Origin of the sequence: Aminobacter aminovorans (assembly GCF_900445235.1) — a bacterium.
GTDB classification, from domain to species: domain Bacteria; phylum Pseudomonadota; class Alphaproteobacteria; order Rhizobiales; family Rhizobiaceae; genus Aminobacter; species Aminobacter aminovorans.
The window spans coordinates 4,509,786-4,529,339 of sequence record NZ_UFSM01000001.1 but is presented as its reverse complement, the minus strand read 5'-3'; the positions used below and the strand labels follow the sequence as shown (position 1 = coordinate 4,529,339).

Below are 19,554 nucleotides of genomic sequence, written 5' to 3'. Positions count from 1 at the left end.
GTGATTGGCTCATGCCCCGGTTGGCTCATCCCCCCGGGGTGATTGACATCCGCCGGCTGCGGCGCATCCTCCTGCCCATCTCTTAGGGGAGAGTCGGGTATGTGGGATTTCAGCATAGGCCAGAGCCTGGCGATCATGGCACGCACCTGGCCGTTCATCGTGCTGCGCATGATCGTCTATTTCGGCATCACGCTCGCCTACATCGCGGCGATGGGAGCGGGTGCAGGCGTCGGCTACGGCGTCGGCCATATCGCGACGGACCCTGACGGGCCGGTTTCATTCGCCGTATGGGGTGGCATCGCTGGCTTCGGCGTGGTGTCGGTCGCGGTCTACTGGATCCGCGAATACATCCTCTACATCGTCAAGGCCGGGCACATCGCCGTCATGGTCCATCTGATCGACGGGCGTGACATTCCAGGCGGCCAGAACCAGATTTCCTATGCCCGCGAGGTCGTCGCCGAGCGCTTCACCGAGGCGAGTGTGCTGTTCGTGCTCGACCAACTGGTGAAGGGCGTGATCCGCACCATCACCGGCTTGATCGGCGGCATCGCCGCCTTCCTGCCAATCCCCGGCCTCGACGGGCTGGTACGGTTCCTCAACACCATCGTCCGCATGTCGCTGACCTATGTCGACGAGATCATCCTCGGCTACAACATCCGCATCGGCAGCAACTCTCCCTGGCAGAGCGCGCGGCAGGGCGTGGTGCTTTACGCCCAGAACGGCTCGACCATGATCAAGAACGCGGTCTGGCTGTCGCTCGTCGTCTGGGTCGTGTCGCTGTTCATCTTCCTGTTCATGCTGGCGCCTGCCGGTGCCATTCTCTACTTCATGCCGGGCGAAATGGGTGGCTGGGCTTTCGTGCTGGCGGTCGTCTTTGCCTGGGCGTTCAAGTCGGCGCTGATCGAACCTTTTGCGGTGGCGTCGCTGATGCAGGTCTATTTCAAGGTCATCGAAGGCCAGGTGCCCAATCCGGAATGGGACAGGAAGCTGGAAGAGGCTTCGTCGAAGTTCCGCGAGCTCAAGGAAAAGGCCTTCGGCTCGGGCGAAGCGTCGCGCTGGGACGGGTCTGCAAAGAACGTATGAACGCGAAAGGCACGGCCCGCTGGTGCGCGCCGTGCCGTAAACCGTCTACTCGGCCGGGACTGGTACGAGGCTCGATGTCGAGCGCCGAAAGCTGCCTTGCCCGACAAGGGCGACGACAAGGGCGATGAAGCCGGCGAGCATCGAAACGAAAAAGCCGCTGGCCGGACCGAGATTGTCGATGAACCAGCCCGATGCCGAGGATCCTGCCGCCATGCCGATGCCGATTCCTGTTATCGCCCAGGTCATGCCTTCGGTGAGCTTGGACGACGGAACGATCTTTTCCACCAGCGCCATCGAGATGATGATGGTCGGCGACACGGCGACGCCGGCGACGAACAGCACCACGGCTAGTGTCTGCATGCTGCCGACCATCATCAGCGGCAAGGTGGTGAGGGCTGCCAGCGCAATTGCCAGCAGCAGCTGGCGCGGCAAGGCAAGCTTGAGCTTCAGCGCGCCGAAGGCGAGGCCGGCGACAAGCGAACCGGCGGCATAGGCCGACAGCGCAAAACCGGCGGAGGCCTTGTCGCCCTGGGCTTCGGCAAAGGCGACCGCGGTCACTTCGGCGGTGCCGAAGATGGCGCCGATGGCGATCAGCGTCAGCACCAGTATCTGCATCGAGCCGAGCCAGATGACCGACTTGCCGCCCGACTTGTCCTGGGCGTGGACCGGCGGCTCCGTCGACTTCTGGGCCGCAAAGAGGAAATTGCCGACCGCAAGAAGCGTCGTGGCGACAAGTGGACCCGCTTCCGGAAAGAACCCGACGCTGAGACCGATGGCGACGATCGGACCGGTCATGAAGATGACCTCGTCGACGACGGATTCGAAGGCAAAGGCCGTGTGCAGCTTCGGCGAGCCACGGTAGATATGTGTCCAGCGTGCGCGCACGAAGGCGCTCATGCTCGGCATGGTGCCGGCAAGCACGGCAAACAGGAACAGCGTCCAGCTTGGCGCGCGATAGTGGGTCGCAAGCATCAGGCTGGAGAGCGCCACGACGGCGACGATGGTGCCGGGGATCAGGATGCGGCGCTGGCCGTAGCGATCGACGAGGCGCGACACCTGAGGCGCGATCAACGCGTTGGAAAACGCAAATGTCGCGGCTACCGCGCCGGCAAGCCAATACTCGCCGTGGGTTTCCGAGAGCATCGTGACAATGCCGAGCGTGATCATCGACAGCGGCAGCCGTGCGATGAAGCCTGTGGCGGAGAACGCCTTGGCGCCGGGCGCCTTGAAGATTTCTTTGTAGGGATTACGCATTTGGGTCACCGGGAGGGCAGATATCTGAAATTTCATATACAGTCGAGCCGCCTGAAGAGGCGGCTCGTTGGCACAGATGGGAGAGGCTTTGACGGGGGATGTGCTGCCTCATTCCGCCGCTTGTGGTCTCGCTTGCGGCAACTCGACTTCGTGCTCGCCGGCGAGTGCTTTCTGACCGAGAAGGACGACGAGTAGGGAGATCGTGCCCGCGGCCACCGACACCCAGAAGCCGTTCTGCGCGCCGAAAGTGTCGACCACCCAGCCCGCCACGAAGGCCCCCAGCGCCATGCCGATGCCGATGCCGGTCATCACCCAGGTGATGCCTTCGGTCAGCATGGCTTCCGGCACCCGCCGCTCGATCAGGCTGAAGGCCATGATGAAGGTGGGCGAGATCGCAACGCCGCTGACGAAGATGGCAAGCGCCAGCAGCGGCACGGTGTCGGCGACCAACAGGGGCAGCGTGGTCAGCGCGACGATGGCGATCGACATGGCAAGCAGGCGCTGCTTCGGTGCCTTGAGGTTCAGCGCGCCGACGATCAGGCCAACAATGAGCGAACCGGCGGCATAGACGCCGATGACAAGGCTTGCCGCGGTGGGCTGGCCGAGTTCCTTGGTGATCGCCACGGCGCTGACCTCGGCAGTGGCGAAGATTGCACCGACGAAGATGAGCGCCAGGGTGATGATCTGAACCGGGCGCAGTGCGATCGCCGAACCGACACTTGCAAGTTCAGGCGCCCTGACCTTGGGCTCGCTCGAACGCTGCAGCAGGAAAGCTGCCATGCCGACGGCCAAGAACAGCGTGCTGACCAGCATCCCCGCTTCCGGGAACAAGGCGACGCTCAGGCCGACCGAAAGCGAGGCACCGGCGATGTAGACCATTTCGTCGGCGACGGATTCAAAGGCGAAGGCGGTATTGAGTTCGGGACGGTCGCGGAAGATCTCGGTCCAGCGGGCCCGGACCATGGCCGGCATGCTGGGCATGGCGGCGGCGATGAAGGCCGAAATGAACAGGGTCCAGGCCGGCCAGTCATAGCGGGTAGCAATAAGCATGACGGCAAAGGCGAGGACGGAGATGATGGTGGTGGGGAGAGCCACTGATGTCTGGCCGAGCCTGTCGATCCGGCGCGAGATCTGCGGGGCGGCAAAGGCGTTGGTAAGCGCGAAGGTAGCCGACACGGCACCGGCCAGCCAATATTCGCCGCGCGTCTGCGACAGCATCGCGACGATGCCGATGGGCGCCATGGCGATCGGCAGGCGGGCAATGAATGCCGCCGCTGCGAAGCCTTTGTTCCCGGGAACTCTGAATATATCAGCATAAGGATTGTGCATCGGAGCACTCCTGGAATTTCGAGGGTGCGCCACTTACATACGTGGCGTATGTCAATGAGGTAATTGCATACGCAGCGTATGTCAATTACCATGGACGCCATGTCGAGAAAAATATACGCGACGTATGTGAATGGTGGCGCGGCAAGGAAAAGGCGATGAAGACGGCACACAAACCCCGAAGCGAGATGATTGCCGAAACGCGCGCCAAGCTGATCGCAGCCGCGCGCCGGGCATTTGCGACGACGGGTTATGCGAATGCGTCGATGGATGATTTTACTGCCGAGGCCGGGCTGACGCGGGGTGCGCTTTACCACCACTTCGGCGACAAGAAGGGGCTGTTCGAGGCCGTGCTCGCCCAGATCGACCAGGAGATGTTGTCGCGCCTCAATGAAATCTCGTCCAGGGCCGAGACGCGTTGGCAAGGTTTTCTCGACGAGAACGTCGCTTACATTGAAATGGCGCTCGAGCCGGAAATCCAGCGCATCGTCCTGCGCGATGGTCCGGCGGTTCTTGGCGATCCGGCGCAATGGCCCAACGCCAATGCCTGTATTTCGGCGATCACCGCGAACCTCGTCGCGCTGAAGGCGGAGGGACTTGTCCGCGACATTGATCCGGAAGCGATGGCGCGACTGATCAGCGGCGCCTCATTGTATGCCGCGCAGTGGATCGCAAATTCCGACGACCCCGGCGCGACGTCGATAAAGGCGGTGAAGGCGTTTCGCGCGCTGATGGAAGGCCTGCTTGTGGCCGGCAAGTCCGCCAACTGATCTTTTCCGCCGCAACTGGACATACCGGTGCCGCGATCCTCGGTTCCTTCTGCCGACCCGGCCGTGGGTCTGGTTCGTCAGCGGCTGCCGTTTTCCCCAGGGCTTTGACAGCTATGCGTGGTCTGGCCGGTCATTGCTGATAAGGTGCGGCGATGACCACGCGGCTCTATACGCATCCGATCTACCTCGAACACCTGACGACGCCGGGACATCCCGAGCGGCCCGACAGGCTGCGCGCCATCGAGCGCGCGCTCGACGACGAGGCTTTCGAAATGCTCGATCGCGTGGAAGCGCCGATGGGCGACGAGCGCACGATTCTCTACGCCCACCCCGAGGGTTTTGTCGAAAGCGTTCGCCGGCAGGTGCCGGAGGATGGATTAGCCAGGATCGATGGCGACACCACGCTCAGCCCGAAAAGCTGGCAGGCGGCACTGACCGCCATCGGCGCGGCCAATGCCGCTGTCGACGACGTATTTGCGGGCAGGGCCGCCAACGTCTTCGTCGCCTCGCGGCCGCCTGGGCACCATGCCGAAAAAACGACAGCGATGGGCTTTTGCCTGTTCAACAACGCGGCGATCGCAGCACGCCACGCCCAGCGCGATCATGGCGCCGAGCGCGTGGCGATCATCGATTGGGACGTGCATCACGGCAATGGCACCCAGGATATCTTCTGGGACGATCCGAGCGTGCTCTACTGCTCGACGCACCAGATGCCGCTGTTTCCCGGCACGGGTGCGAAAAGCGAGACGGGCGTTGGCAACATCGTCAATGCGCCGCTTGCGCCTGATACCGGCAGCGACCATTTCCGCGAGGCGTTCCGCTCGCGCATTTTGCCGGCTCTCGACAGATTCGCACCCGACCTGATCATCATCTCGGCCGGTTTCGACGCGCACCATCGCGACCCGCTGGCCGAAATCAACCTCACCGAAGCCGATTTCGACTGGGCGACCGGGCAATTGATGGACAGTGCGGCGCGCCATTCGTCAAATCGTCTGGTCAGTCTGCTCGAGGGCGGCTACGACCTGCACGGGCTGGCCTTCTCAGTGGCCGCCCACGTTTCTCGCCTCATGAAAGGATGATCAATGGCCGCCGAGCCTAACGACGAAATCAAGGCGCTGAGCTTCGAGCAGGCACTCGCGGCACTGGAGAAGATTGTCGACGATCTCGAGCGTGGCGACGTGCCGCTCGACCAGTCGATCAAGATCTATGAGCGCGGTGAAGCGCTGAAGGCGCATTGTGACCGCTTGCTGAAGGCCGCCGAGGACAAAGTCGAAAAGATCCGCCTGTCGCGCGACGGCAAGCCGGTGGGCACGGAGCCGCTCGACGGCGAGTAACGGACGTCCAGTTCAGTTCGCGACGGCACCGCCGTCGCGAACGTCGAAATCGCCGGGCCGGGCGGCGTAGAAGCGATCCGGCGGTGTCCAGCGGTCCGGCAGCTGGCTTTCGCCCCAGCGGGCGAGTTCCTGCACCACAGGAATGAGTGCTGCACCCCTGGCGGTCAGCGCATAGGCGCCGCGGATCGAGCCCTGGCGCGGCAATGATTGCCTGATCAAGCCGGCATCCTCCAGCCGGCGCAGTCTTTCGGCCAGGATGTTTGTCGAGATTTTCTCCGGCGTGGACAACAGGTCCGAATAGCTGGTCGCCCCCATGACCATCGCCCTGACGATCACCAGCGACCACTTGTCGCCGATGATGTCGAGCGCTGACGCGATGGGGCAGCCGGAGCGAAACTGGGTCATGGCAGCACCCTGGATTTTTAACTTGCAAAAAGCAAGTGAGAAGTGATTAGCTGTACCAAGGCTCGTCGGGGGAGGACTCGTCATGTTGCCGATAGCATCGATGACTTCAGCACTCGCGGCCGTGGCCCTGGTTGTCCTGAGCATCCGTGTCAGCCTGCGCCGCAAGAAGGTCGGCCTGAAGCTCGGCCACAGCGAGGATGTCGTTCTGATGCGGCGCATCCGCGCCCAGGGCAATTTCATCGAATATGTGCCGCTCGCCCTGATCCTGCTCGCCCTTGCCGAATACCGTCAGGCGCCGGCGGCGATGCTGTGGACGATCGCCGGATTGCTGATCGTCGGCCGTGGCCTTCATGTCGCGGGCATAGTGACAGCGCGGACGCCATTGAGCGCTCCCGGCATGGTCGGCACCTATGGAGCCTTGCTCGTCGGCGCCGCGGCCCTGGTCCTGGGATGATCGTCGCCGACCAAACGGCTTGACCTCATGGCATGTTGCGCCCAGTTATGGAAAACCCATACCGTTGGTGAAAACCCCCGGGAGCAGGCGATGTGCCGCAACATCAAGACCTTGTTCAATTTCGACCCGCCGGCGACGCATGACGAGATCCGCGACGCAGCCTTGCAGTTCGTGCGCAAGCTGAGCGGTGCGAACAGGCCTTCGAAGAAGAACGAAGAGGCCTTCAACCGCGCCGTCGACACGATCGCCGAGGCAGCGCACGAGATGCTGCATGCGATGGAAACGCATCAGCACCCGCGCAATCGCGAAGAAGAGGCGGCCAAGGCAAAGGCGCGTTCGGCACTGAGATTTGCCTGAGCGCCAGCTCTGGTGACCGCCGTGCAGCAAAAACACTCCAGGATGCGACCCAGGATGCGATAATGAGCTTCTTTCCCGCCGAAGACCCGACGCCAGGCGATGCCTTTTCCTGCGATCAGCTCGAACTGATGGTCATTCCCAACGCCAAGGATATCGATGGCTTCCAGGTGCGCCGTGCATTGCCGACGGCAAAGCGCCGCCTGGTTGGCCCGTTCATCTTCTTCGACCGCATGGGACCGGCGATCCTGAGGGCAGGGCATGCGCTTGATGTGCGTCCACACCCCCATATCGGGCTTGCGACCGTCACCTATCTGTTCGACGGCAAGATCCGGCACCGGGATTCGCTCGGCACCGAGATGGTCATTGCGCCCGGCGACGTGAACCTGATGACGGCAGGCCGCGGCATCGTCCATTCCGAGCGCACGCCGGAAGAGCTGCGCGGCGCGCCGATGTCGGTTTCCGGGCTGCAAACCTGGCTGGCGCTGCCGGACGGCAAGGAAGAGGTTGCGCCGCTGTTCGAGAACACGGCGGCAGTGCAGCTTCCGACCTTCGACGCGGACGGTGTCAGCGGCCGGCTGGTAATCGGCGCGTTCAAAGGCCTGAAGTCGCCGGTGCGCCAGGCATCCGACACGCTCTACGCCGACATCAGGCTGGCGCCCGGTGCCAGGATCAAGATCCCGGCCGACGCCGAGGAGCGCGCCATCTATACGCTCGGCGGCGAGATCGACATACTTGGCGATCGCTTCCCGATCGAACGGTTGCTGGTGTTCAAGCCCGGCGACGAGATCGTCGTGAGCTCTGAGACGGGTGCGCATTTCATGCTGTTCGGCGGCGCGTCGCTCGGCTCCAAGCGCTACATCTGGTGGAATTTCGTCTCGTCGTCGCGGGAGCGCATCGAAGAGGCCAAGAACGAATGGAAGACCGGCCGCTTCGACATCGTGCCGGGCGATGAGGAAGAGTTCATCCCGTTGCCCGAGGGCTGACGAGCAAGAGTCAGGCCGGCCCGCGTCACCGCCATGCATTTACTTTCCAAGCATGCGGTCGTATCTGCCGGGTGGTTAACCGAGTTAGTGCGGATTGATGAACGCGAAACCTGAAACGCCCCTGCTGGACAAGGTCCGCGTGCCCTCCGACCTGCGCACGCTCGATGAGGCCCAGCTGCCGCAACTGGCAAGCGAATTGCGTGCCGAACTCATCGACGTGGTGTCGCAGACCGGTGGCCATCTCGGCGCGGGCCTTGGCGTCGTAGAACTGACGGTGGCGCTGCACTATGTCTTCGACACGCCCGACGACCGCATCATCTGGGATGTCGGCCACCAGGCCTATCCGCACAAGATACTGACCGGCCGCCGCGACCGCATGCGCACGCTGCGCCAGGAGGGCGGTCTCTCCGGCTTCACCAAGCGCTCGGAAAGCGAGTACGACCCGTTTGGCGCCGCGCACTCCTCGACCTCGATTTCCGCCGGCCTCGGCATGGCGGTGGCGCGCGACCTCGATGGCGGCCGCAACAACGTCATCGCTGTCATTGGCGACGGCGCCATGTCGGCCGGCATGGCCTATGAGGCGATGAACAATGCCGGTGCGCTCGATGCCCGCCTGATCGTCATCCTCAACGACAATGACATGTCGATCGCTCCACCGGCAGGGGCAATGAGTGCCTATCTGGCGCGCCTTGCCTCGGGCCGCACCTATGCCGGCGTGCGCGAGCTTGGCAAGAAGCTGACCTCTTATCTCGGCCGCCGTGTCGACCGGGCGATCACCCGGGCCGTCGAGCATGCGCGCGGTTTCGTCACCGGCGGCACGCTGTTCGAGGAGATGGGCTTCTTCCATATCGGCCCGATCGACGGCCACAATCTCGAGCATCTCGTGCCGGTGCTGAAGAACGTGCGCGACAATGGCACTGGCCCGGTGCTGATCCATGTCGTGACCCAGAAGGGCAAGGGTTATGCCCCGGCCGAAGCCGCTGCCGACAAGTATCACGGCGTCAACAAGTTCGACGTCATCACCGGCGCCCAGGCCAAGGCGCCTGCCAACGCGCCTGCCTACACCAAGGTGTTTGCGGAAAGCCTGATGCAGGAAGCGCGCGACGACGACAAGATCGTTGCCGTCACCGCCGCCATGCCGTCGGGCACTGGCCTCGATCTGTTCGGCGAAGCGTTTCCGTCGCGCAGCTTCGACGTCGGCATTGCCGAGCAGCATGCGGTGACCTTTGCCGCCGGCCTGGCGACCGAAGGCTACAAGCCGTTCGTTGCGATCTACTCCACCTTCCTGCAGCGCGCCTATGACCAGGTCGTGCACGACGTCGCCATCCAGAACCTGCCGGTGCGCTTTCCGATCGATCGCGCCGGTTTCGTCGGCGCCGACGGCGCCACCCATTGCGGCGCCTTTGACACCGCCTATCTCGCCTCGCTGCCCGGTTTCGTCGTCATGGCTGCGGCCGACGAGGCAGAACTGCGCCACATGGTGCGCACCGCCGTCGAATATGACGACGGTCCGATCTCCTTCCGTTATCCCCGCGGCAACGGCGTTGGCGTCGACATGCCGGAGCGTGGCCAGGTGTTGGAGATCGGCAAGGGCCGGATCCTGCGCGAAGGCACCAAGGTGGCGCTGCTGTCCTTCGGTACACGCCTCAAGGACTGCCTGCTCGCCGCCGAGGAACTGGGTGCCGCCGGCCTGTCGACGACGGTTGCCGACGCCCGTTTCGCCAAGCCGCTGGACGAGGACCTGATCCGTCGCCTGGCACGCTCGCACGAAGTGCTTGTGATGGTCGAGGAAGGCTCGGTCGGTGGTTTCACCAGCCAGGTGCTCGACTTCCTTGCCCGCAACGGCCTGCTCGACAACGGCCTCAAGGTGCGGCCACTGACCATGCCGGACAGTTTCGTCGACCACGCCAACCCCGACAAGATGCATGCCGACGCCGGGCTCGATTCCGCCGGCATCGTGCGTGCCGTCTTCGCAGCCCTCGGCAAGTCGGCCCAGGCCGCCCGCGCCTGACTGGCGCTTGCGTTGCAGTCGCGCATTCGTCATTGAAGGCCATGGATAACTCTAGGCAAGCAGCCGCCAGCCTGAGGCTTGACGAATTGCTCGTCAGCCGCGGTTTCTTCGCCAGCCGTTCGCGCGCCCGCGACGCGGTGGCGCGCGGGGCCGTGACCGTCGATGGCCAGCCGGCGAAGAAGCCGGGCCAGACGGTGGCGAAGACTGCCGAAATCGCCGTCGACGACCCGGCGCAGGGCTATGTCTCGCGCGCAGCGCTCAAGCTGATCGCCGGGCTCGACCATTTCGGCTTCGATCCGGCCGGAACAACTGCGCTGGATATTGGTGCTTCGACCGGCGGCTTCACCCAGGTCCTGCTCGAACGCGGTGCAGCGCATGTAGTGGCGATCGATGTCGGCCACGGCCAGATGGACGAGCGGCTGAAATCCGATCCGGGCGTGACCTGCTTGGAAGGGCTCAATGCACGCAACCTGACGTCTGAAGATTTTGGCGGCCGGACGCCCGACTTCGTGGTCTCGGATGTCAGTTTCATCTCGCTCAGGCTGGCATTGCCTAATGCACTCCAACTGGCTGCCTCAGGTGCCAGGGCAGTGTTGCTGGTCAAGCCGCAGTTCGAGGCCGGGCGCGAGGCGATCGGCAAGGGTGGCCTGCTCAAGAATGTCGAGGACGGCCCGCGCATGGCTGAAGAGCTGCGCTCCTGGCTCGACGCCGTTCCCGGCTGGCGCGCACTCGGCATCTGCCCGTCGCCGCTCGAAGGCGGTGACGGAAATCGTGAATACCTGCTCGGTGGAGTGAAAGAGTAATGACGACACGTTTCGAAATTGCGCGGCTGGGCGCGCATGGCGACGGTGTCGTCGATGCCAATGGCGGGCATATCTTCATCCCGTTCGCGCTGCCGGGCGAAGTGGTGACAGCGGCGCGCGAGAAGGATCGCGCCCAGCTGATCTCGGTTCTCGAGCCGTCGCCGCAACGTATCGATCCTGCCTGCCGGCATTTCACCGAATGTGGCGGCTGCGCGATCCAGCATCTCGAGGACCAGGCCTATCGCGAGTGGAAGCGTGGGCTGGTCGTCCATGCGCTGAAGGGCAGGGGCATCGACGTTGCGGTCGGCGAACTGGTGGCTTGCCCGCCGCACAGCCGCAGGCGCGCCGCCTTCACCGCGCGCAACACCGAGACCGGGCTGCAGCTCGGCTACAACAAGGCCTTTTCCCATACCCTCGTCGACATCGAGGAATGCCCTGTCCTGCTGCCGGCCATCGTCGAAGCCGCCGGTACCTTGCGGCACCTTGCCGGCATCATCGCCAACACCTCGAAGCCGTTCCGGTTCCTCGTCACGGTCACCGAGTCGGGCTTCGACGTGGCGGCCAGCGATTGCGGCAAGCCGACTGAAGCGATCCGTCGAGCCGCTACCGATTTCGCCATCAGGTCGAAGATCGCCAGGCTTTCCATCGACGGCGAGATCATCGTCGAGCCGGTCAAGCCGATGCTGACCTTTGGTGCGGCGACGGTCAGCCCGCCGCCGGGCGCTTTCGTCCAGGCCGTGGCCGAGGCGGAGGGCGCGATGGTGTCGATCGTCACCGGCCACATGCGCAGGGCCAGGAAGGTCGCCGACCTGTTCTCGGGATGCGGCACCTTCGCGCTCAGGCTTGCGGCAAACTCCGAGGTCCATGCCGTCGAGGGCGATGGCCAGGCGCTCGCCGCACTTGATCGTGGCTTCCGCTTTGCCAGCGGTCTGAAGCGCGTCACAGTCGAACGCCGCGACCTCGATCGCCGGCCGCTGACCTTCAAGGAACTGAACGCCTTTGACGGCCTCGTCTTCGATCCGCCGCGTGCCGGTGCCGAGGACCAGTGCAAGCAGATCGCCCGCTCGGATGTGCCTTACGTGGCGGCGGTGTCGTGCAATCCGGCAACGCTGGCGCGGGACCTGCGCATCCTCATCGACGGCGGCTATGCGCTGAAGAGTGTTGTGCCGATAGACCAGTTCCTCTGGTCGCACCATGTCGAGGCTGTGGCGCTGTTGGAGAAGCCGAAGAAGCGGCGGTGAGGCAACCGATCCGGCCGCCATCAGGTGGACCGGCGGCTAAGCCAGGATATGCTCGACGAATTCGGGCACGATTTCCGTGGCGCGGCCATGGATGGCCTGCTCGAAGAGGTCATGGCCTTCCGACGGCTCGAGGTTGAGTTCGATCGTACGCGCCCCGGCATGGCGCGCCTGCTCGACGAAGCCGGCGGCGGGATAGACATTGCCGCTGGTGCCGATGGAGACGAAGAGGTCGCAACTTGCCAGTGCCTCGTCGATTTCGTCCATCAGGTAGGGCATCTCGCCGAACCAGACCACGTCAGGCCGCAATTGGCCGATCTCCTGGCATGACGGGCAGCGTGAGGCCCGCGACATGGCACCGTGCCAGGCATGCCCGGCGCCGCAATGCGCGCACAAGGCCTTGGTCAATTCGCCATGCATGTGGATCAGCCGCAGCGATCCGGCTCGCTCGTGCAGGTCGTCGATATTCTGCGTGACGAGCAGGAACTTGCCCCGGAACTGCCGTTCGAGCCGCGCCAATGCCACATGCGCGGCATTCGGCGCGACATCGGCAAGACCCGCGCGGCGCTGGTTGTAGAAGTCGTCAACCAGCTCCGGATTGCGGGCAAAACCTTCCGGTGTCGCCACGTCGCGGTAGTCGACCTTCGCCCAGATGCCGTCCTCGTCGCGAAAGGTGTCGACACCTGATTCGGCCGAGATACCTGCGCCGGTGAGCACGACGATCGAGGTGGGGCGGTGCATCGGCATTCTTCGTTCTGTCGGTGCGAAGCCTAGACCCGCGTGCCGCCGACAGTCATCTGGTTCATCCGGAGATGCGGCTGGCCGACGCCGACCGGCACGCCCTGGCCGGCCTTGCCGCACATGCCGATGCCGTTGTCGAGCTTCATGTCGTTGCCGACCATGGTCACGCGGTGCATGGCGTCGGGACCGTTGCCGATCAGCATGGCACCCTTGATCGGCTGGGTCACCTTGCCGTCCTCGATCATGTAGGCCTCGGTGCAGCCGAACACGAACTTGCCCGAGGTGATGTCGACCTGGCCGCCGCCGAAGGAGACGGCATAGATGCCGTTCTTGACCGAGGCGATGATCTCTTCCGGCGTCTTGTCGCCAGAGGTCATATAGGTGTTGGTCATGCGCGGCATCGGCTGGTGCGCGTAGGATTCGCGGCGGCCGTTGCCGGTCGCCTTCATGCCCATCAGGCGGGCGTTCTGGCGGTCCTGCATGTAGCCGACGAGCTTGCCGTCCTCTATCAGCACGTTGCGGGCGCTGGGTGTGCCTTCGTCGTCGACGGTGATCGAGCCGCGGCGTTCGGCGATGGTGCCGTCATCGACGACGGTGACGCCCTTGGCGGCGACCTGCTGGCCGAGAAGACCGGCGAAGGCCGAAGTCTTCTTGCGGTTGAAGTCGCCTTCGAGACCGTGGCCGACGGCTTCATGCAGCATCACGCCCGGCCAGCCGGACGACAGCACGATGTCGAAAGTGCCGGCAGGAGCGGGGATGGCATCGAGATTGACCAGCGCCTGGCGCAAGGCCTCGGTCGCGGCGCCCTTCCAGCTTTCGTCGGTCAGGAACTCGTCAAAGCTCTTGCGGCCGCCGGCGCCGTAGGAGCCGCTTTCCTGGCGGTCACCGTCGCCGACGATCACCGAAACGTTCATGCGAACCAGCGGGCGGATGTCGCGCACCACCTGGCCGTCGCCGCGTAGGATCTCGACATGCTGCCACGACGAAGCGAGCGACGCCGTCACCTGGCGGACGCGCGGGTCCTTGTCGCGCAGCCAGGCGTCGATTTCCTGCAGCAGCTTGGCCTTGGCCTCGAAAGACGGCGACGAGATCGGGTTCTCCTCGCCATAAAGATGCGTGTTGGTGCGGGCAGGGGCGGCGGCGAGCGTGCCGGAATAGCCGCCCTTGACGGCTGAGACCGCATCGGAGGCGCGCAGCAATGCCTGCTCGGACAGGTCGCTCGAATGGGCATAGCCGGTCGCTTCGCCGGCGACTGCGCGCAGGCCGAAACCCTGGTCGGTGTTGAAGCTCGCCGTCTTCAGTCGGCCATTGTCGAACATCAGCGCCTCGCCCTCGCGATATTCGAGGAAGAGCTCGCCATCGTCAGCGCCCTCGATCGTCTCGGCGACGATCTTGCGCACGCGGTCTTCAGTGATGTCGAACTGGCTGAGAAGGCTGGTCATGGCGCGTCGCCTCATATTCCAAGGGGAGTGTGTTCACCCCGATGTAGGCGACGCAGAGGCTCCGGACAATGTCTCCGGTGCCAAACGCTTACGGCAGGGCGGCGAAGCCCTCGCCGAAGCCATTGAGATCGACAGGGATGCCGATGCCTTCCTCGGGCGTCTGGAAGACGATGAAAGTCGCCGACTTGCCGGTCTTCAGCGTGTCGAGCAGCGTCTTGTCGAGGATCACCTCGGCGTAGCAGCCGTCCTGGAAGCAGCGCACGAAATAGGCGCGGCCGATGTCCTTCTGGTCGACATTGAGGCCAAGGCCGTTGGGCAGCAGCACGCCGAGCGGCGCGAGCACGCGCAGAATCTCGGCCTTGTTGTCTGCCGTGCGCAGAATGACCACCGAAAGCCCCATCTCGGGGCGGTCCTCGGCAATCACGTTCTGCATCATCACGCATTGTTCGTTGGTGGCGCCCGCAGGCGTGTCGCAGATGATCGACCATGCGCCGTGGGTGGACTTGACCGTGCCGCTCTGCTGCGCGCCGGCTTGCATGGGTACCACGCAGGCGGCAGCGACGAGCATCTTCGCCACGGTTTTGAAAAGCCCAGACTTCATGACGGCTCCATTGCGAATCACGACTATCAGGCCGTGCAGGCAGCAAGTAAATAACAAGACGGCGCCTTCGCCATCCTGCAATCTCAGGTTTTCCAGACATTCGAAGCCAATTTGGCCCGAATTGCGACGCCTTTTCAGGGCATGGCAGCACAAGCGGGGCAATTGGCCTTTCGCCTGCGCGTTCTTCACCTAGCGCCAAACGCGTCGCGGCGCCAGCCTCTGCGCCTGCGCGCAAAAATGCCGCACGGGTTAAGCCTCTGCTTCCTTGCGGTTATAAAGAGAGTATGGTTTGAACCTCCGAACGTCTCTGGGATTCCCGTCCCGGAGCGGCACGATGTCCTTGCGGCTACGCCCGCACGGAAATGGGAGATACAGAGGGCGATGAGAAAGATCTTTGCTAGCGCCGTCGCGGCGACTGCTTCCCTTGCCAGCGTCGCGGCCTATGCGGCTCAGCCGACGCCTTGGCAAACCACTTTCCAGCCGGCCGCGACCGGCATCATGGAACAGATCACCTGGTTCGAGCACTACACGCTGTGGTTCATCGTTCCGATTACGCTGTTCGTTCTTTTCCTGCTGGCCTATTGCATCTGGCGGTTCCGCGCGAGCGCCAACCCGGTGCCGTCGCGCACCAGCCACAACACGCTGATCGAGGTCATCTGGACCGTCGGTCCGGTTGTCATCCTGCTGTTCCTGGCCATTCCGTCGTTCCAACTGCTGACGGCGCAGTATTCGCCGCCGGAAGATGCGAAGCTGACCATCAAGGCGACCGCCAATCAGTGGAACTGGGACTACGAGTACCAGAATGCCGAGCCGCTCTCCTTCAACTCGGCGATGCTCGCCGACGCTGACCGCGCCGCGGCCGGCAAGGAAGACAGGGCCGCATATCCGCGCCTTCTCGCCGTCGACAATGAAATCGTCGTTCCGATCAACACGCTGGTTCGCGTGCTCGTCACCGCCAGCGACGTCATCCACGCTTTCGCCATGCCGGCCTTCGGCGTGAAGACGGACGCGGTGCCGGGGCGTATCAACGAGATCTGGTTCAAGGCTGAGAAGGAAGGCCTCTATTACGGCCAGTGCTCCGAGCTTTGCGGCAAGGACCACGCCTACATGCCGATCGCAATCCGCGTCGTCTCCGACGCACAGTACAATACGTGGCTAGCCGCCGCTAAGACCGATCTGCCGGGTGCCAACAAGGCGCTGATGGCCGAGACGGACGGTGCGGCCAAGGTCGCGGCCGCTGGCAACTGAGCCACGGTAGAATAGGGATCAGGGAACGGAGCGGAACATGGCAGGCGCTGCAGCTCACGACCATCACGACCACAAGCCGAAGGGCTGGGTTCGGTGGGTGTACTCGACCAACCACAAGGATATCGGAACGCTCTACCTGATCTTCGCGATCATGGCAGGCTGCATCGGCGGATTCCTGTCCGTCATGATGCGCTGGGAGCTCGCCGAGCCGGGCATCCAGATCTTCCACGGCCTGGCCTCGATGGTCTATGGCGTTGAAGGCGATGCGGCGATCGACGCCGGCAAGAGCATGTTCAACGCGTTCACGACGGCCCACGGTCTGGTCATGATCTTCTTCATGGTCATGCCCGCGCTGATCGGCGGCTTCGCCAACTGGATGGTTCCGATCATGATCGGCGCGCCTGACATGGCGTTCCCGCGCATGAACAACATCTCGTTCTGGCTGCTTCCGCCCGCGTTCCTGTTGCTGATCCTCTCGGCCTTCATGCCGAGCGCTCCCGGTGCTCATGGCGTCGGCGGCGGCTGGACGATCTATCCGCCGCTCTCGACCTCGGGACAGCCTGGCCCGGCAATGGATCTGGCGATCCTGTCGCTGCACATCGCTGGCGCCTCGTCGATCCTCGGTGCGATCAACTTCATCACCACCATCTTCAACATGCGCGCTCCGGGCATGACGCTGCACAAGATGCCGCTGTTTGCCTGGTCGGTGCTGATCACCGCCTTCCTGCTGCTGCTTTCCCTGCCGGTCCTGGCGGGCGGCATCACCATGCTTCTGACCGACCGCAACTTCGGCACGACCTTCTTCGCGCCTGAAGGTGGCGGCGACCCGATCCTGTTCCAGCACCTGTTCTGGTTCTTCGGTCACCCGGAAGTGTACATCCTGATCCTGCCGGGCTTCGGCATCGTCAGCCACATCGTGTCGACCTTCTCGCGCAAGCCGATCTTCGGTTACCTCGGCATGGCCTACGCCATGGTCGCCATCGGCGCTGTCGGCTTCGTCGTGTGGGCTCACCACATGTACACCACCGGCCTGTCGCTCGACACGCAGCGCTACTTCGTGTTCGCCACGATGGTCATCGCGGTTCCGACCGGTGTGAAGATCTTCTCTTGGATCGCCACCATGTGGGGCGGCTCGATCTCGATGAAGACGCCCATGATCTGGGCGATCGGCTTCATCTTCCTGTTCACCGTCGGTGGCGTCACCGGCGTGCAACTGGCCAATGCCGGTCTCGACCGTTCGCTGCACGACACCTACTACGTCGTGGCGCACTTCCACTACGTGCTGTCGCTGGGTGCCGTGTTTGCGATCTTCGCGGCCTGGTATTACTGGTTCCCGAAGATGACCGGCTACATGTACTCGGCGGCGATCGCCAACACCCACTTCTGGGTGACCTTCGTCGGCGTGAACCTGATATTCTTCCCGCAGCACTTCCTCGGCCTCGCCGGCATGCCGCGCCGCTACATCGACTATCCGGATGCCTATGCCGGCTGGAACGCGGTGTCGTCCTACGGCTCGTATATCTCGGCCATCGGCGTGCTGATCTTCCTGTTCGGTGTCTTCGAAGCCTTCTCCAAGAAGCGCGTCGCCGGTGCCAACCCCTGGGGCGATGGTGCGACCACGCTCGAATGGCAGCTGCCTTCGCCGCCGCCCTTCCACCAGTGGGAACAGCTGCCGAAGATCAAGTAAGGCACAGACTGAACTACGGAGCCGCCGGCCTGACCGGCGGCTTCGGCCAAACGGAACGACTGGACGTAAGTACGCATGGCCCTTGTCCACAACCGGTTTGACGATCAAACCATCCGCATGTCGGAAGCGACGGCGGGCGATTTCTTCGCCCTGCTGAAGCCGCGCGTCATGTCCTTGGTGGTCTTCACCGCCTTTGTCGGCATGGTTGCCGCGCCCGAGACCATCAACCCGTTCCTCGCCGTTGTCGCGATCCTGGCGATCGCCATCGGTGCGGGTGCTTCGGGTGCGCTCAACATGTGGTACGACGCCGACATCGACGCCGTCATGACGCGCACGGCGAGCCGGCCGGTGCCGTCGGGCAAGGTGACGCCGCATGAAGCGCTGACCTTCGGCCTCGTGCTCTCGGTCTTGTCGGTGATGACGCTCGGCGTCCTCGTCAACTGGCTTTCGGCGGCTCTGCTCGCCTTCACCATTTTCTTCTATGCCGTCATCTACACGATGTGGCTCAAGCGCTGGACGCCGCAGAACATCGTCATTGGTGGCGCGGCTGGTGCGCTGCCGCCGATGATCGGCTGGGCTGCCGTGACCGGGTCGGTCAGCTTCGAGAGCGTCGTGCTCTTCCTCATCACGTTCCTGTGGACGCCTCCCCACTTCTGGGCGCTCGCGCTGTTCAAGTCGCAGGACTATGAGCGCGCCGGCATCCCGATGATGCCGAATGTCGCCGGCGAAGCCTCGACGCGTCGCCAGATCTTCGCATATTCGCTGCTGCTCGCGCCCGTCGGTGTAGCGCCCTGGCTACTCGGCTACACCACCATCGGTTATGGCGTGGTTGCGATGGCGCTTGGTGCGGGCTTTGTCTGGTACGCCTGGAAGGTCCTCCAGATGCCCGACAGCGACCGTGTGATGAAGCCCGCCAAGCAGCTCTTTGCCTATTCGCTGCTTTATCTGTTCGTGATCTTTGCGGCCTATCTCGCCGACAGCGTCATCGAGCGTGTCTTTGCGCTTGGAGGTGCATGATGTCGGACAAGGATCTGGTGACCCTCACCGACAAGCAGAAGAAGGCGCGTCGCAGCCGTAACGTCGCCATCGGTCTGGCGTTGGCGGCACTCGTCATCATCTTCTACCTCGCCACGATCGCCAAGTTCGGCCCGGCCATCCTGGATCGGCCGCTATGAGCAGTGGCATGACCAACGACAAGCTGGCCGTCGATCCGAAGAAGCAGAGCTCCAACCGGATGGTTGCGGGCATGTGCGTGGCCTTCGTCGGCGGCATGGTCGGCATGGCCTATGCCGCGGTGCCGCTCTACGCCATGTTCTGCCAGATCACCGGCTATGGCGGTACGACGCAGCGTGTCGAGCAGTATTCCGACAAGATCCTCGATCGCGAGATCACTGTCCGCTTCGACGCCAATGTGTCGGGCGGCCTGCCGTGGGACTTCCAGCCCGTGGCCCGCGACGTCCAGATCAAGATCGGCGAGACGAAGCAGATCCACTACACGGCGACGAACGTCTTCGACACGCCGACCCAGGGCCGCGCGACGTTCAACGTCACGCCGGAGATCGCCGGCGCTTATTTCAACAAGGTCGAGTGCTTCTGCTTCACCGACACGACGCTGAAGCCGGGCGAAACGCTCGACATGCCGGTCGTCTTCTTCGTCGATCCGGAAATCGTCAACGTGCCTGAGATGAAGGACGTCAAGACGATCACGCTTTCCTATACCTTCTTCCCCATTGCCGGGGAAAAGCCTGTTGCTGTCGCGCCCAAGCTTGACGGCGAAGCGAAAAATGTTAATTCCGACGGAAAAGCCGGGGGCTGAT

The 19,554-nt window shown here is 63.6% G+C and carries 21 protein-coding genes; 15 read left to right on the top strand and 6 right to left on the bottom strand.

Annotated elements, in window-relative coordinates; all coding sequences use genetic code 11:
• Nucleotides 1–99: 99 nt before the first annotated feature.
• Nucleotides 100–1,083, top strand: a complete 984-nt coding sequence (locus DY201_RS22315) for a hypothetical protein (protein ID WP_115733118.1) — start codon at nucleotides 100–102, stop codon at nucleotides 1,081–1,083.
• Nucleotides 1,084–1,128: 45 nt separating this feature from the next.
• Here DY201_RS22315 and DY201_RS22310 read toward each other — a convergent pair whose 3' ends face one another.
• Both DY201_RS22310 and DY201_RS22305 read right to left on the bottom strand, forming a co-directional pair.
• Nucleotides 1,129–2,337 carry an MFS transporter gene (locus tag DY201_RS22310; protein ID WP_115733117.1) on the bottom strand — a complete coding sequence of 403 codons (1,209 nt, stop codon included), beginning with the start codon at nucleotides 2,335–2,337 and terminating at the stop codon, nucleotides 1,129–1,131.
• Between the two features lie 108 nt (nucleotides 2,338–2,445).
• Nucleotides 2,446–3,666 (bottom strand): MFS transporter, encoded by a 1,221-nt coding sequence (locus tag DY201_RS22305; RefSeq protein ID WP_115733116.1) that lies wholly within the window; start codon nucleotides 3,664–3,666, stop codon nucleotides 2,446–2,448.
• 155 nt (nucleotides 3,667–3,821) lie between these two features.
• On the opposite strand from DY201_RS22305, the gene DY201_RS22300 reads away from it, so the two are divergent.
• From DY201_RS22300 to DY201_RS22290, 3 genes are all read left to right on the top strand, one after another.
• A complete protein-coding gene (locus DY201_RS22300; RefSeq protein ID WP_165915793.1) occupies nucleotides 3,822–4,433 on the top strand; it encodes a TetR/AcrR family transcriptional regulator in 612 nt (203 codons plus the stop codon).
• Between the two features lie 152 nt (nucleotides 4,434–4,585).
• A complete protein-coding gene (locus DY201_RS22295) occupies nucleotides 4,586–5,512 on the top strand; it encodes a histone deacetylase family protein (protein ID WP_115733115.1) in 927 nt (308 codons plus the stop codon).
• Nucleotides 5,513–5,515: 3 nt separating this feature from the next.
• Complete coding sequence (locus DY201_RS22290; RefSeq protein ID WP_115733114.1) at nucleotides 5,516–5,767, top strand: exodeoxyribonuclease VII small subunit; 252 nt, start codon at nucleotides 5,516–5,518, stop codon at nucleotides 5,765–5,767.
• A 12-nt stretch (nucleotides 5,768–5,779) separates the two neighbouring features.
• Here the strand turns inward: DY201_RS22290 and DY201_RS22285 are convergent, their stop codons facing one another.
• Nucleotides 5,780–6,172, bottom strand: a complete 393-nt coding sequence (locus DY201_RS22285) for a winged helix-turn-helix transcriptional regulator (RefSeq protein WP_115733113.1) — start codon at nucleotides 6,170–6,172, stop codon at nucleotides 5,780–5,782.
• An 82-nt stretch (nucleotides 6,173–6,254) separates the two neighbouring features.
• On the opposite strand from DY201_RS22285, the gene DY201_RS22280 reads away from it, so the two are divergent.
• The 6 genes from DY201_RS22280 (at nucleotide 6,255) to DY201_RS22255 (ending at nucleotide 12,021) form a co-directional block, all read left to right on the top strand.
• Nucleotides 6,255–6,626 carry an MAPEG family protein gene (locus DY201_RS22280; protein ID WP_115733112.1) on the top strand — a complete coding sequence of 124 codons (372 nt, stop codon included), beginning with the start codon at nucleotides 6,255–6,257 and terminating at the stop codon, nucleotides 6,624–6,626.
• Between the two features lie 90 nt (nucleotides 6,627–6,716).
• A complete protein-coding gene (locus DY201_RS22275) occupies nucleotides 6,717–6,983 on the top strand; it encodes a DUF2277 domain-containing protein (RefSeq protein ID WP_115733111.1) in 267 nt (88 codons plus the stop codon).
• A 62-nt stretch (nucleotides 6,984–7,045) separates the two neighbouring features.
• On the top strand, nucleotides 7,046–7,966 hold the full coding sequence (locus DY201_RS22270; protein ID WP_115733110.1) for a pirin family protein: 921 nt from the start codon (nucleotides 7,046–7,048) through the stop codon (nucleotides 7,964–7,966).
• A gap of 97 nt (nucleotides 7,967–8,063) precedes the next feature.
• The gene (gene dxs / locus DY201_RS22265; protein WP_115733109.1) at nucleotides 8,064–9,977 is read left to right on the top strand and encodes a 1-deoxy-D-xylulose-5-phosphate synthase; all 1,914 of its coding nucleotides are present in this window, start codon (nucleotides 8,064–8,066) and stop codon (nucleotides 9,975–9,977) included.
• Between the two features lie 41 nt (nucleotides 9,978–10,018).
• On the top strand, nucleotides 10,019–10,780 hold the full coding sequence (locus DY201_RS22260) for a TlyA family RNA methyltransferase (protein ID WP_115733108.1): 762 nt from the start codon (nucleotides 10,019–10,021) through the stop codon (nucleotides 10,778–10,780).
• The gene (locus DY201_RS22255; protein ID WP_115733107.1) at nucleotides 10,780–12,021 is read left to right on the top strand and encodes a class I SAM-dependent RNA methyltransferase; all 1,242 of its coding nucleotides are present in this window, start codon (nucleotides 10,780–10,782) and stop codon (nucleotides 12,019–12,021) included. The genes DY201_RS22260 and DY201_RS22255 overlap by 1 nt, the downstream gene beginning before the upstream one ends.
• A gap of 36 nt (nucleotides 12,022–12,057) precedes the next feature.
• On the opposite strand, the gene cobB is transcribed toward DY201_RS22255, so the two are convergent.
• The 3 genes from cobB to DY201_RS22240 all read right to left on the bottom strand — a co-directional run bounded on the left by cobB (nucleotide 12,058) and on the right by DY201_RS22240 (nucleotide 14,769).
• The gene (gene cobB, locus DY201_RS22250; protein ID WP_115733930.1) at nucleotides 12,058–12,759 is read right to left on the bottom strand and encodes a Sir2 family NAD+-dependent deacetylase; all 702 of its coding nucleotides are present in this window, start codon (nucleotides 12,757–12,759) and stop codon (nucleotides 12,058–12,060) included.
• 29 nt (nucleotides 12,760–12,788) lie between these two features.
• Nucleotides 12,789–14,201, bottom strand: coding sequence for a metalloprotease TldD (tldD, locus tag DY201_RS22245; RefSeq protein WP_115733106.1), 1,413 nt, complete (start codon nucleotides 14,199–14,201; stop codon nucleotides 12,789–12,791).
• An 88-nt stretch (nucleotides 14,202–14,289) separates the two neighbouring features.
• On the bottom strand, nucleotides 14,290–14,769 hold the full coding sequence (locus DY201_RS22240) for an invasion associated locus B family protein (RefSeq protein WP_245432147.1): 480 nt from the start codon (nucleotides 14,767–14,769) through the stop codon (nucleotides 14,290–14,292).
• Between the two features lie 414 nt (nucleotides 14,770–15,183).
• Here DY201_RS22240 and coxB point away from each other — a divergent pair, with 414 nt between their 5' ends.
• The 5 genes from coxB to DY201_RS22220 all read left to right on the top strand — a co-directional run bounded on the left by coxB (nucleotide 15,184) and on the right by DY201_RS22220 (nucleotide 19,553).
• Nucleotides 15,184–16,050, top strand: coding sequence for a cytochrome c oxidase subunit II (gene coxB, locus DY201_RS22235; protein ID WP_115733104.1), 867 nt, complete (start codon nucleotides 15,184–15,186; stop codon nucleotides 16,048–16,050).
• Nucleotides 16,051–16,087: 37 nt separating this feature from the next.
• Nucleotides 16,088–17,737: a cytochrome c oxidase subunit I gene (gene ctaD, locus DY201_RS22230; protein ID WP_115733103.1), complete on the top strand. Its 1,650-nt coding sequence runs from the start codon at nucleotides 16,088–16,090 to the stop codon at nucleotides 17,735–17,737.
• Between the two features lie 75 nt (nucleotides 17,738–17,812).
• Nucleotides 17,813–18,754, top strand: coding sequence for a heme o synthase (locus DY201_RS22225; protein ID WP_115733102.1), 942 nt, complete (start codon nucleotides 17,813–17,815; stop codon nucleotides 18,752–18,754).
• Nucleotides 18,754–18,912 carry a hypothetical protein gene (locus DY201_RS29160; RefSeq protein WP_165915792.1) on the top strand — a complete coding sequence of 53 codons (159 nt, stop codon included), beginning with the start codon at nucleotides 18,754–18,756 and terminating at the stop codon, nucleotides 18,910–18,912. Before DY201_RS22225 ends, DY201_RS29160 begins: the two co-directional genes overlap by 1 nt.
• Nucleotides 18,913–18,920: 8 nt before the next feature.
• Nucleotides 18,921–19,553: a cytochrome c oxidase assembly protein gene (locus DY201_RS22220; protein ID WP_245432067.1), complete on the top strand. Its 633-nt coding sequence runs from the start codon at nucleotides 18,921–18,923 to the stop codon at nucleotides 19,551–19,553.
• Nucleotide 19,554: the final 1 nt, after the last annotated feature.